The sequence below is a fragment of the Nocardioides sp. CF8 genome (genome assembly GCF_000389985.1).
GTDB classification, from domain to species: Bacteria; Actinomycetota; Actinomycetes; order Propionibacteriales; family Nocardioidaceae; genus Nocardioides; species Nocardioides allogilvus.
This window is the reverse complement of the sequence record NZ_CM001852.1, coordinates 3,570,920-3,583,268: the sequence shown is the minus strand read 5'-3', so window position 1 is coordinate 3,583,268 and position 12,349 is coordinate 3,570,920. Positions and strand designations below refer to the sequence as shown.

8 protein-coding genes and 1 pseudogene are annotated in these 12,349 nt (G+C 70.7%); 7 read left to right on the top strand and 2 right to left on the bottom strand.

Annotation, left to right across the window (positions count from 1 at the left end; all coding sequences use genetic code 11):
* Nucleotides 1-21 precede the first annotated feature (21 nt).
* Together CF8_RS17455 and CF8_RS17450 are read right to left on the bottom strand one after the other, a co-directional pair.
* Nucleotides 22-684: a fasciclin domain-containing protein gene (locus CF8_RS17455; RefSeq protein WP_036491348.1), complete on the bottom strand. Its 663-nt coding sequence runs from the start codon at nucleotides 682-684 to the stop codon at nucleotides 22-24.
* Nucleotides 685-804: 120 nt separating this feature from the next.
* The gene (locus CF8_RS17450; protein ID WP_010834424.1) at nucleotides 805-2,313 is read right to left on the bottom strand and encodes a molybdopterin-dependent oxidoreductase; all 1,509 of its coding nucleotides are present in this window, start codon (nucleotides 2,311-2,313) and stop codon (nucleotides 805-807) included.
* Nucleotides 2,314-2,376: 63 nt separating this feature from the next.
* Between CF8_RS17450 and CF8_RS17445 the strand changes: the two genes are divergently transcribed.
* From CF8_RS17445 to CF8_RS17415, 7 genes and pseudogenes are all read left to right on the top strand, one after another.
* Nucleotides 2,377-3,120, top strand: coding sequence for an enoyl-CoA hydratase family protein (locus tag CF8_RS17445; protein WP_010834423.1), 744 nt, complete (start codon nucleotides 2,377-2,379; stop codon nucleotides 3,118-3,120).
* A gap of 132 nt (nucleotides 3,121-3,252) precedes the next feature.
* A complete protein-coding gene (locus tag CF8_RS17440) occupies nucleotides 3,253-5,427 on the top strand; it encodes a HelD family protein (RefSeq protein ID WP_010834422.1) in 2,175 nt (724 codons plus the stop codon).
* Nucleotides 5,424-6,563 (top strand): annotated as a pseudogene (locus CF8_RS23610) (acyltransferase family protein). Before CF8_RS17440 ends, CF8_RS23610 begins: the two are co-directional and overlap by 4 nt.
* Before the next feature lie 93 nt (nucleotides 6,564-6,656).
* On the top strand, nucleotides 6,657-8,609 hold the full coding sequence (locus tag CF8_RS17430; protein WP_010834419.1) for an anthranilate synthase family protein: 1,953 nt from the start codon (nucleotides 6,657-6,659) through the stop codon (nucleotides 8,607-8,609).
* A gap of 89 nt (nucleotides 8,610-8,698) precedes the next feature.
* A complete protein-coding gene (locus tag CF8_RS17425; protein WP_010834418.1) occupies nucleotides 8,699-10,435 on the top strand; it encodes a sulfatase-like hydrolase/transferase in 1,737 nt (578 codons plus the stop codon).
* A 23-nt stretch (nucleotides 10,436-10,458) separates the two neighbouring features.
* On the top strand, nucleotides 10,459-11,019 hold the full coding sequence (locus tag CF8_RS17420) for an anthranilate synthase component II (RefSeq protein ID WP_010834417.1): 561 nt from the start codon (nucleotides 10,459-10,461) through the stop codon (nucleotides 11,017-11,019).
* Nucleotides 11,016-12,284, top strand: a complete 1,269-nt coding sequence (locus tag CF8_RS17415) for an anthranilate synthase component I family protein (RefSeq protein ID WP_010834416.1) — start codon at nucleotides 11,016-11,018, stop codon at nucleotides 12,282-12,284. The genes CF8_RS17420 and CF8_RS17415 overlap by 4 nt, the downstream gene beginning before the upstream one ends.
* The last annotated feature ends 65 nt before the right edge of the window (nucleotides 12,285-12,349 follow it).

The following is a 12,349-nucleotide window of genomic DNA, read 5'->3' as shown; positions in this document are numbered from 1 at the left end:
TGAGTGTCGGTTATCCGACAATCACATCTGGGGCATCATGACGGTGTCGATGACGTACACCGTGGCGTTGGCGGTCTGGATGTTGCCGCAGATGATGTTGGCCTTCTCCTCCTTGTCGGCGGTGAACGCCTCGCCCGAGCCCTTGACGACGAGCTTGTCGTTGTTGAGGGTGTCGAACTTGCCGGCCAGGTTGTCCGGCGTGATGGTCTCGCCAACGACGTGGTGCGTCAGGATCGCCGTCAGGGTCTCCTTGTCGGCCAGCACGGCGTCGAGGGTCTTCTTGTCGATCTTGGCGAACGCGTCGTCGGTCGGGGCGAAGACGGTGATGCCCTCGGCCGAGTTGAGCGTGTCGACGAGACCGGCCTCGGTCACGGCGGCGACCAGGGTCTTGAGGAGCGGGTTGCCGGAGGCGGCGGTGGCGACCGGCTCGGTGGCCATGCCCTCGAAGGAGCCCGGGTCGGACGGGTCGGTCGGGATCGCGGCGCAACCCTCACCGAACGTGCCGGCACCGGCGTCGGAGGCGGGCTCGGTCTCTTCGGTGGTGGGCTCCTCGGAAGCGGTCTCCGAGGTCGTCTCGGAGGCGGAACCGGAGGTGGGCTCCTCGTCGGCGCCACAGGCAGCCATACCGAGGGACAGCGTCAGAGCCATGGCGGCCAGACCGGAAGTGCGGGCAATGCGGTTCATGGGGAACTGCCTTTCGTGAGGGGCTTCCAGAGCGGGTGGCCCCGGGAGTTTGTTTCCGGAGGGTGTTCGTTGCCTCGATCGAGGCGGATTGGTGCGTATTTGAAAACTTTTGCCGCCGGCTCAGCCGACGTTGACCGCGATCTGCTGGATGCCGCTGGAGCCCTCGGGGAAGGGGCTCATGCGCGCAGCGGTCTGCAGCTCGCCGTCCTTGTTGGTCGCCCGGCAGGCCAGGAAGTGCTGGCCGGGCTTGGCGTCCCACTCGAGGTACCACTGGCGCCAGTAGTCGTTGCCGGCGTCCGCACCGAGCGTCGCGGTCTGCCACGCGCCGCCGTCGACGCTGACCTCGACCTTGTCGATGCCGACGTGCTGCGCCCAGGCGACACCGCCGATGAACAGGCGTCCGGGGTCGTTGTTGGACAACGGCTTCGGGGTGTCGATCCGGCTGGAGATCTTGATCGGGGCATCGGTGGCCCACTCGCGCTCGGTCCAGTAGGCCTGCTCGGCGTCGTAGGTCGTGAGCGTCATCTTGGTGATCCACTTGCAGGCGCTGACGAAGCCGTAGAGGCCGGGCACGACCATCCGGACCGGGAAGCCGTTCTCCCGCGGGAGCGGCTCGCCGTTCATGCCGAAGACGATCATCGCGTCGCGACCGTCGGTGGCGACGCCGAGCGGGGTGGAGATGGTCATCCCGTCCACGTCGGTCGACAGGATCTGGTCGGCCGACGTGTTGTCGATGCCGGCGAGGTCGAGCACGTCGGTGAGGCGCACACCGAGCCAGCGGGCGGCGCCGATGTAGGGCCCGCCGACGTCGTTGGAGACACAGGTCATGGTGATGTCGCGCTCGATGACCTCGAGGTCGTAGAGGTCGGCCAGCGTGAGCGTGACCTCCTTGTCGACGTCACCGTCGATGGTCAGCGTCCAGGACTCGGCGTCCACGATCGGCAGCGAGAGGCGGGTGTCGACGCGGTAGAAGTCCGCGGTCGGCGTCCGGAACGGGGAGATCCCGGGGACCTTCTGCTCCAGCCCGGTCGGCAGGGGCTTCTCCAGCCCGGTCGCCTTGGGTAGCTCGATGTCGGTGCCCTTGAGGCGGTACGACGCCACGAACCGTCCGGCGCTGCCGAACGCCGCAGCGGCGACCGCCAGGCCGCCGGCCGCGATCAGGACGCCACGTCGGGTGGGCCCGGACACGGCCTCTCCGGTGCCGGCCTCCTCGAGCCGGTGCAGCCACCACAGGGCGACGGCTCCGACGACGGCGGCGACGACGCTCGGCAGCAGGTCCAGCGGACCGGCGGTGGGCCGGAGCATCGCCAGCACGCCGGCGAGGGCGGCCAGGCCGACGATCATCAGCAGCCCGAGGGTGATGCGGCGCGCGGCGACGATGCCGGCGATCCCCGCCAGCACCAGGACGCCGAGCATGACCGAGCCGATGAGGATCGGCTTGTCGGCGGTCCCGAAGTTCTTGATCGCCCACTCCTTGACCGGGGTGGGGGTCAGGTCGATCACCGTCGATCCGACGGCGAGGACGGGCGAGGCCGCCGGGACGGTCAGGGCCGCCACGAGGTGAGCGGCCGCGACACCGGCGAGGGTGGCGAGGACGCCGAACAGGGCGTGGAGCAGACGTGTCAGCACATCGGGTGTTCGGCGCCGTGCCCTGCGCGGATTGGATGGGTGGCCTGAGGCAGGATGCGGGGCATGGAACTCGTGCACTACGTCGTCGACGGCCCGCTCGCCACGATCACCCTCGACTCTCCGCACAACCGCAACGCGTTGTCGAAGCAGCTCGTCACCGAGCTCTTCGGGCACCTGCAGGCAGCGGCGGCCGACGACGAGGTCAGGGTCGTCCTGATCACCTCGTCCGGGAAGGTCTTCTGCTCGGGCGCCGACCTCTCCGAGGCCACGGCCGACGGCATGGAGGAGGGCGCTCGCCGCATCGTCGAGCTGCAGCGCCTCATCGTGTCGATGGACAAGCCCGTCGTGGTGCGGGCGTACGGCGCCGTGCGGGCCGGCGGCATCGGGATCGTCGCCGCTGCGGACATCGCGGTGGCCAACGAGTCCGCGACCTTCGCGCTGACCGAGGTGAAGCTCGGGCTGGCCGCGGCGATCATCAGCCTGACCGTGCACCACCGGATGGACCCCCGCGCGGCCGCGCTGACCACGCTCGGCGGCGAGGTCTTCTCCGGCGCCGACGCAGCGGCGTACGGACTGGTCACGGCGGCCGTGCCGGACGATGCGATCGACGAGCGGATCGCCGAGCTCTGCCGGTCGCTGGCGACGGGTGCGCCCCAGGGCCTGCGCGAGTCGAAGCGGATCCTCAACGCCGACCTCATCGCCCGCATCGACGCGAAGGGCGCCGAGATGGCTGCCCTCTCGGCCCGGCTCTTCGCCTCCGACGAGGCGCGCGAGGCGATGACGGCCTTCCTGAGCCGCAAGAAGTAACGCGGCTCACGCGCATCACCCACAGTGCCGCGGGAAGTCGGCGCAGGCAGGCCTGAGTCGGTAGTCTTGATCTTCTGTCGTTTTGATGAGCGGCACTAGTGGCGCGCGCGAGGAAGACTGGGGGATGTCCGGGTGAGTGATCAGCTCGTGGAGCGCGAGATCGCGGTCGAGCAGGCGTATGTCGATCGGGTCTACGTGCAGCTCGAGGCGAGCGCGAAGAACGCCCAGCAGCTCGCCAAGGAAGGCCACGAGCGCGGCAAGCTCGAGCACGAGGGCGGCCTCGTCGAGCGCGACGCGATGGTCTTCCAGGCGGCCAAGCGGATCGCCCAGCTCGACGCCGCGCACGAGGGCCTGGTCTTCGGGCGCCTCGACCTCGACCCCGAGATCGACCGGGAGCCGCGCTACATCGGCCGCATCGGCCTGCGCGACGCCGACCGCGACACCCTGCTCATCGACTGGCGCGCCCCGGCGGCCTCTGTGTTCTACCAGGCGACCGCTGCCGAGCCGCAGGGCGTGATCCGCCGCCGCGTGCTGAGCGCCGAGCACCGCACCGTCGTCGGCGTCGAGGACGAGCTGCTCGACACGAACGCCGAGACCGACCTCCCCATCATCGGCGAGGGCGCCCTGATGGCCCAGCTCGGCCGCGCCCGCGACCGCTCCATGCACTCCATCGTCGCCACCATCCAGGCCGAGCAGGACAAGGCGATCCGCGCGCCCGGCAAGGGCGTCGTGTCGATCTCCGGCGGCCCCGGCACCGGCAAGACCGTCGTCGCGCTGCACCGCGCGGCCTTCCTGCTCTACTCCGACCGTCGCCGCTACGAGTCCGGCGGCGTGCTCGTCGTCGGCCCCAGCGGCGTCTTCATGCGCTACATCGAGCGGGTCCTGCCCAGCCTCGGCGAGACCGCCGTCGCGCTGCGCAGCCTCGGCGAGGTCGTCGACGGGCTGCGGGCCACGCGCCACGACGAGCCCGCGGTCGCCGACATCAAGGGTTCGGCGCGGATGGCGGAGGTGCTGCGCCGTACGGCCCGGCAGCAGGTGCCCGGCAGCTCGGCCGACTTCGACTTCTTCTGGCGCGACGACCGGCTCAAGCTCGACCGCGCGACGCTGGGGCGCGTACGCCGCCAGCTGATGTCGCAGGGACGCCGCAACCGGCAGCTGCCGCGCGTGGCCAACGCCCTGCTCGACGCGCTGTGGCGCCAGGTCCGTGGCGAGCGCGGTCGCGAGCAGGGCCGGGAGTACTTCAACTCCGAGCTGCTCTCCGACCAGCGCTTCGTCGACTTCGCGACCGCCTGGTGGCCTCCGCTCGACGCGCCGACGGTGCTGTCGTGGCTGCACGACCCGGAGTTCCTGCACCGCGTCTCCGACGGGATCCTCACCCCCGAGGAGCAGCGCCTGCTCACGAAGTCCTGGTCCGACGGGCTGTCCGTGGAGGACGTCCCGCTGATCGACGAGCTGCGCTACGCCCTCGGCGACGTGCCGCTCAGGACCGATGCCGACCACGACCGCGACGACACCCTCACCGCGCTCGAGGGCGGGGTCGACCTGCAGGAGCTGACGACCGCCGCGGACCGGGAGTACGCCCCCTCCGGCCGCGCCTGGGCGCCGCCGACCCACCGGATCGAGGACGACGGCTATGCCCACGTCCTGATCGACGAGGCGCAGGACCTCACTCCGATGCAGTGGCGGATGGTCGGTCGCCGCGGCCGCACCGCGAGCTGGACGATCGTCGGCGACCCCGCGCAGTCGTCGTGGCCGATCCCGGCCGAGTCGGCCGCCGCGCGTGCCGAGGCGCTCGAGGGCAAGCAGACCCACGAGTTCCACCTCTCGACCAACTACCGCAACTCGGCCGAGATCTACGAGTTCGCCGCCGCCTACGCGCAGCGGGTCGGGCTCGGCGCCGACCTGCCCGACGCCGTACGCCGCACCGGGACCCCGCCACGTGAGGTCTCGGCCGCCGACCTGGAGGCCCAGGTCCGCGAGGAGGTGCTCGCGGTCGCGGGCCAGGTCTCCGGCACCGTCGGCATCGTGGTCCCGGTCGCCCGGCGCTCCGAGGTCAACGGCTGGCTCGCGTCGTGGCCCGAGCTGGCGTCCGACGCCGCCGGGGCTCGTGCGGCGATCGACTCGTCGGTCACCCCGAGCGGCGAGGACCGCGTCGTGGTGCTCACCGGCCTCGACACCAAGGGCCTCGAGTTCGACGGCATCGTGGTCGTGCGCCCGCAGGAGATCGAGGACGAGTCGGTCACAGGTCGGGCGACGCTCTACGTCGTGCTCACCCGTGCCACCCAGCTCCTGGTGACGGTGTCGTGAGCGCACTGCCCGCGCCGACGTCGGCGCACCCGGGTCCCGTCACGGCCGCGGAGCACCGCTCCAACAACTTCGACGCGCTGCGCCTGATCGGCGCCCTGCTGGTGGTGCTCGGCCACGGCTATGCACTGCTGGGCCGCCAGGGCGACGTCCCGGTGGTGCTGGGCTACCAGCTCCAGACCATCGGCGTGATGATCTTCTTCGCGATCAGCGGCTACCTCATCACCGCGAGCTGGAGCCGGACCCGCAACCCGGTCACCTATGCGCTGGCGCGCTGCCTGCGGATCTTCCCGGCCCTGGTCGTGGTGGTGCTGGTGACCGCCCTGGTCATCGGCCCCCTGGTGACGACGCTGCCGCGGGGGGAGTACTTCGACAACCCCGGCACGGCGACGTACATCGTCAACAACATCAAGCTGCTGGTGACCTTCCCGCTGCCCGGTGTGTGGTAGGACCTCCCCTACGCGACGGCGGTCAACGGCTCGCTGTGGACGCTGTTCGTGGAGTTCCTCTGCTATGTCGCGGTGCCGTTCCTGTTCGTCTTCCCGCGCTTCGTGCGTCCGCTGGGCGCCCTCGTCGTCCTCGTCGTCGTGATCCGCCTGGCCGAGGTGCCTCAGCACGAATCGCCGGTGTTCTGGGGCGTGCGGCTCCGCGACGCGGCCAGCATGTGGGCCTTCTTCGCCGGCGGTGCGCTGCTGCGCCTGGCCGGCCAGCGCTTCTCGTGGTTCCGCTTCCGCACCGACATCGCGGTCGCCGGCACGGCAGTCCTGTTCCTGGTCGACAACGTGGCGCCCGGGCTCGCGCTCGAGGTCGCCTCGGTGGTCGTCCCGTACGCCGTCCTGACGATCGGGCTCGCGCGCACGCCGTACATCGCGCAGAGCGCCCGCTTCGGTGACTTCTCCTACGGCCTCTACCTCTGGGCGTTCCCGGTCCAGCAGCTCGTCGTCGACGTGTTCGGCGTGCAGCGGATGTCGGTCAACCTGCTGATGGTCGTGACCATCACGCTGGCCCTGGCGGCCCTGTCCTGGCACCTCGTCGAGAAGCCGTCGATGAGGCTGAAGGACGTCATCGTCCGGCGCACCACGCGGCGTACGCCCCCGGCGGTCACGCCAGCGGTGGCGCCCGAGTCCGTCCCGGCCTGAGGCGCGCCGGCCTGCCTGCCGGCAGGCAGGCGACCGGGGTCAGCCCTGAGATGGGGCGAAGCCGGGAGCCCAGCGCCAACTAGGGTTTCGGCCATGACTGCCGCCGCTGACGTCCGCGCCCTCCTGGAGCAGGTCCAGGGGCAGGAGGCGTGGGCGGTGATCCGGCGCAAGGCCGCACCCACGGCCGGCATCATCGGTGGCACCCGCAGCGAGGTCGACTCGATCCTCGACATCCCGCTCGAGGAGGGTGCCCCGGAGCCGGGCCGCAGCGCCGACCGCCTCGTCGCGGTGCCCTTCCGCCAGATCGCCGAGCGCGGCTTCGACGTGATCGACGACGGCACCCCGCTCGTGGTCGTCGACATCACCGAGGAGCACGAGGTCGGTGTCGACGACCTGATCGACGCGCTCCCCGACGTACCCGTCGAGTTCTCCGACCGCGGCGGCTTCGGCGTGGACGACGACGACTACGCCACCATCGTCGAGCGGATCATCCGTGACGAGATCGGCCAGGGCGAGGGCGCCAACCTCGTCATCGGCCGGCACTACCGCGCCGTCGTCGCCGACTGGGACGTCGAGCGCGCGCTCACCGTCTTCCGCCGGCTGCTCGTGCGTGAGCGCGGGGCCTACTGGACCTTCATCTTCTTCACGGGCGACCGGTTCCTGATCGGGGCGAGCCCGGAGCGGCACGTGTCGGTCATGGGCGGCGACGTGCGGATGAACCCGATCTCGGGGACGTTCCGCGTCGCATCCTCGGTTTCGACACGCTCGGCCGCGGGCGGCCTCGCTGCTCAACCAGCGGAGGACGAGCTGAAGAGCCGGCTGCTCGACTTCCTCGGCGACGAGAAGGAGATCTACGAGCTCTTCATGGTCGTCGACGAAGAGCTCAAGATGATGTGCGACATCTGCCACGAGGGCGGCCAGGTGCTCGGCCCGTTCCTGAAGCCGATGACCCACCTCGTGCACTCCGAGTACCTCCTCGCCGGGCGCAGCGAGCGCGACCCCCGCGAGATCCTGCGCGACACGATGTTCGCCGCCACGGTCACCGGCGCCCCGGTCGAGAACGCCTGCCGGCTGATCAGCCGCTACGAGACCGAGGGCCGCGGCTACTACGGCTCGGCGCTGGCGCTCTTCGGCCGTGACCGGCAGGGCAACCCGACGATGGACAGCCCGATCCTGATCCGCACCGCCGACGTCTCGCCCGACGGGCACCTGAAGGTGACAGCCGGGGCCACCCTGGTGCGCGACAGCGATGCGGCCTACGAGGTGGCCGAGACGCACGCGAAGGCGGGCGGCATCCTCAGCGCCTTCGGCCTGGTGCCGGTCGCGACCGTCGACAGCGACGCGATCGCGGCGCTGGCCCGCGACGAGGACGTCCTGCTCGCGCTCGGGACGCGCAACCAGCGGCTGAGCCGCTTCTGGCTGACCGACCAGGAGGGCGCGCCGCCGGACCCGACGCTGAAGGGCAAGAGCGCCGTCATCCTGCACGGCGAGGACGACTTCGTGAACATGCTGCGCCACGTGCTCGGCGTCTTCGGCATGTCCTCGACCGTGGTGCGGCACGAGGACTACGCGACGGGTGCCTTCGACGGCGCCGACCTGGTGATCGTCGGCCCCGGTCCGGGCGACCCGCGCGACGGCACGCACCCCAAGATCGCGGCGTTCCGCGGCGCCGTGGACGACCTGCTCGCGAGCGGACAGCCGTTCCTCGCGGTGTGCCTCGGCCACCAGACGCTGTGCGAGCGCCTCGGCATCCCGCTCGCGTTCAAGGACATCGTCTTCCAGGGCACCCAGTCGCCGATCCCCTACCGCGGTCGCACCGAGCGGGTCGGCTTCTACAACACCTTCGTCGGCCGGGTGACGGACCCGAGCGCGCTGCCCGACGGCGTCACCGTCGAGCGCGACGAGGAGTCCGGCGACGTCCACCTCGTGGCCGGACCGCACTACCGCGGCATCCAGTTCCACGCGGAGTCGATCCTCACCGAGCACGGCTACGACCTGCTGCACGACCTCGTGCAGGCCCTCGTCGGGGATTCTGCACTGAACTAGTAGCCTTATCGGATTCGTGCGTCGAGCAACGAATTCCCGGCCCCATGCGTCACCATGGGTGGGCACATCATCACTGGACGGGGGAGTCCTTGCAGTTCGTACGACGATCGGTTGCTGCCGCCTGTCTGCTCGCGGTCAGCGCCTGCGGCGGGGTCGCCAGCGGGACCACGGAGACCACCGACACGCTCACCGGCCCCAGCGCCGACGCCACGGCCGTCCAGGTCGAGGCGGTCGTCGCCGAGCCGCAGACGGTCGACAAGGCCGGACGGAGGTCGAAGCGGCCCAACATCGTGCTCGTCCTGATGGACGACTTCTCGATGGACCTCGTCCAGACGATGCGGTCCGTGCGCGACATGCGCCGCCGCGGTGCGGACTACTCCCACGCCTTCGTCGTCGACTCGCTGTGCTGCGTGTCGCGCTCCAGCCTGTTCACCGGGCAGTACCCCCACCAGACCGGGGTCCGCACCAACACCTCCGGCACAGCCAGCGGAATGCCGCTCGGCGGCTGGCCCGCCTTCGAGGGCAACGGCAACCCCGCTCGCTCGTTCAACGTCGCGCTGCAGCAGGCCGGCTACACCACCGGCTTCGTCGGCAAGTACCTCAACGAGTACGAGTGGGCGCCCGGCCGCGCGGTGCCGCCGGCGCCCCCCGGCTGGTCGGAGCTCAACGTCGTCTTCGGCTCCGCCTACGACGGCTGGGGCTTCGCCTCCACCACGCTGAACGACGGCCGCCTCCAGATCCGCCAGCACGACGCGCCGCCGCTGTCCGCGCCGATGGCCGTGCGAGACCGCGCCTATGCGGGCAGCGTGATCGAGCGCTACGCGCTGGGCTTCATCAAGCGCCACCAGGCCGGCGCAGCGCCGTACTTCCTCAAGGTGGCGCCGTACGCGCCGCACAACCGCACGAACCCCGAACCGCACTACCCCGGCGACCCGGTCTTCCCGCCGATGTTCCGCGACCGTCCCCACGACGGCAAGCCGGGCAACTGCGGCCGCGTGGCCTGCGCCGAGCTGACGACGCGCGACCTGCCCGGCTTCGGTGACAGTCGCAAGGACAACCACCCGCTGACCGCCAAGGGCAAGCGCACCAAGCAGTGGAACACCCGGCCCAACCCGTTCCGCGCGGCCGTCAGCGTCAACGACCTGCGCAACCGCGCGATGATGGCGCAGTCGGTCGACCGCACGGTCCGCAAGATCCTGCGCACGGTTGACGACAACACCTATGTCGTGTTCACCTCCGACAACGGCTTCCACCTCGGCCAGAACGGCCTGGGCCGCGGCAAGGGCACCGCCTACGACACCGACGTGCACGTGCCGCTCCTGGTCGTGGGCCCCGGCGTCGTGAAGGGCCGTCGCGCCGAGCTCACCTCGAACATCGACCTCGCGCCGACCTTCGAGGAGCTCGCGGGCCTCGCGCCCCAGCCCTACCGCTTCGGCGCCTCGCTGGTCCCGACGTTCGCCGACCCCGCTGTGGTGCGCCGCAACCACGTCTTTTTCGAGCACACCGCGCAGGCGCTGACGAAGAAGGACCCCGACTCCGCGCTCACCGGTGACGAGCTCGACCGGATCCCGTCCTACGTCGCCGTACGAAGCCGCACGGGGTTGCTGATCCGCTACGACTTCGACAACGCGCCCGACCGGACCGACCACGGCTACGAGTTCTATCCCTACAAGAACCGGGTCTGGGAGAAGACGAACTCCTTCGCCAAGCCGCGCTACGCCGCCGAGGTCAAGCTGCTGCGCCAGAAGCTGAAGGACTTCGACCTCTGCGCCGCCCAGGTCGGCAACGAGGCCGTCGCCGCCACCTGCCGCGGCATCACGTCGTAGCCCGACCCACTAGCGTTCGGCCTGTGCCGCCGGACGTGATCGTGGTCGACCACCACGACTCCTACACCTGGAACCTCGTGCACCTCGTCGCAGGTGTCACGGGTTCCGTGCCGCGGGTCGTGCAGCACGACGCGGTCAGCGCGGGCGACGTGCTGTCCCACTCCCACGTGATCCTCTCGCCCGGGCCCGGCCACCCGGCGAACCCCGCCGACTTCGCGGTCGGGCGCGAGGTGCTGCTCGCCGGCACGGTCCCGGTGCTGGGCGTGTGCCTCGGCCTGCAGGGCCTGGTGACGTCGTACGGCGGTGTCGTCTCGCGCGTCGAACCGGCGCACGGCGACGTGGCGGTCGTCCGGCACGACGGAGCAGGTGTCTTCGCCGGCCTGCCGCCGACGTTCGAGGCAGTGCGCTACCACTCCCTGGCGGCGACGACCCTGCCGTCGTCGCTCGTCGCGACGGCGTGGTCGGCCGACGGCGTGGTGATGGGGGTGCGCCACCGCTCGCTGCCGCTCGAGGGCGTGCAGTTCCATCCCGAGTCGATCCTGTCCTCCTGCGGCGCCGAGCTGATCGCGAACTTCCTCGCATGAGTGACCCGATCGACTTCTTCGCGCAGGTCGCCGCCGAGCACCCGCGCTGCTTCTGGCTCGACGGCGGCGGCGCGCGCGAGTGGTCGGGGCAGCGCTCGCTGATCGGTTGGCTCGACGAGGACGACGTGTCCCTGACCTACGCCGCCTCCTCCGGGCTGGTCACCCGGCACGCCGGCGCTCGCTCCGAGGTCGTGGGCGACGACGTGTTCGCCGTACTCGAAGAGACGATGGCTCCGGGCGAGCAGTGGTTCGGCTACTTCGGCTATGCCTGCCGCCCCGACCTCCCCGCCCGCCCCGACCCCGCCCTGCCCGACGCCGTGTGGATGCGGGCGCGGAATGTGCGGATCTTCGAGCACGGGCCCCTGCAGGAGTCCCCGCCTAAGCGGGGACTCCTGCACGGGTTGGCCGTTGCAACACCCAAGAAGCGCGAAACTTCCCCCACCAGTCCGCCGCGTTCGTACGCCGCTGGGTTCGCCGACGTCCAGGAGCAGCTGCGCGCCGGCAACTCCTACGAGGTCAATCTGACCTACCGGCTGGCCCGGCGAGACTCCGTCACCCCGGCGGAGGCCTACCTCCGGCTGCGCGAGGTCAACCCAGCGCCGTACGCCGGGTTCCTGCAGCACGACGTCGAGGGCCACCGCGCCTGGCTGCTGTCCTCCAGCCCCGAGCGCTATGCGCTGATCACCCCCGACCGGACGCTGCAGACGAAGCCGATCAAGGGCACCACGCCCCGCGGCTCGACGGCCGCCGAGGACGACGCGCTGCGGACCAGCCTGGCCACCGACCCCAAGACCCGCGCCGAGAACCTGATGATCGTCGACCTTCTCCGCAACGACCTGGCGACGGTGTGCGAGGTCGGGTCGGTCGAGGTGCCGGCGCTGATGCAGGTCGAGAGCTACGAGTCGGTGCACCAGCTCGTCTCGACGGTCAGCGGCCGGCTGCGCGACGACGTGTCGACGGTGGGGGCGCTGCGGGCGCTCTTCCCCGCGGGCTCGATGACGGGCGCGCCCAAGCTGCGGACGATGGAGATCATCGACGAGGTCGAGGAGACGGCGCGCGGGGTCTATGCCGGTGCCTTCGGCTGGATCAGCGGCGACGGGCCGGCCGACCTCGGGGTGGTGATCCGCTCGCTGATGACCGCGGGTGACGGGAGCTGGACCCTCGGGACGGGTGGTGGGATCACCGTCCGGTCCAACCTCGAGGACGAGTGGGCCGAGTCGCGCTGGAAGGCGGAGCGGTTGTTGTCGGTGTTCGAGTCAGACTGAGGCCCAGGACGTTGGGAGTTCGCAAGCTCACTCCCGGCCGTGCTCGCGAAACTGTCCGGACGCTG

What these genes read in the sequence shown, in the direction of transcription:
- CF8_RS17455 (WP_036491348.1), bottom strand. Translation starts at nt 684, where the DNA reads ATGAACCGCATTGCCCGCACTTCCGGTCTGGCCGCCATGGCTCTGACG.
- CF8_RS17445 (WP_010834423.1), top strand. Translation starts at nt 2,377, where the DNA reads ATGGAACTCGTGCACTACGTCGTCGACGGCCCGCTCGCCACGATCACC.
- CF8_RS17430 (WP_010834419.1), top strand. Translation starts at nt 6,657, where the DNA reads ATGACTGCCGCCGCTGACGTCCGCGCCCTCCTGGAGCAGGTCCAGGGG.
- CF8_RS17415 (WP_010834416.1), top strand. Translation starts at nt 11,016, where the DNA reads ATGAGTGACCCGATCGACTTCTTCGCGCAGGTCGCCGCCGAGCACCCG.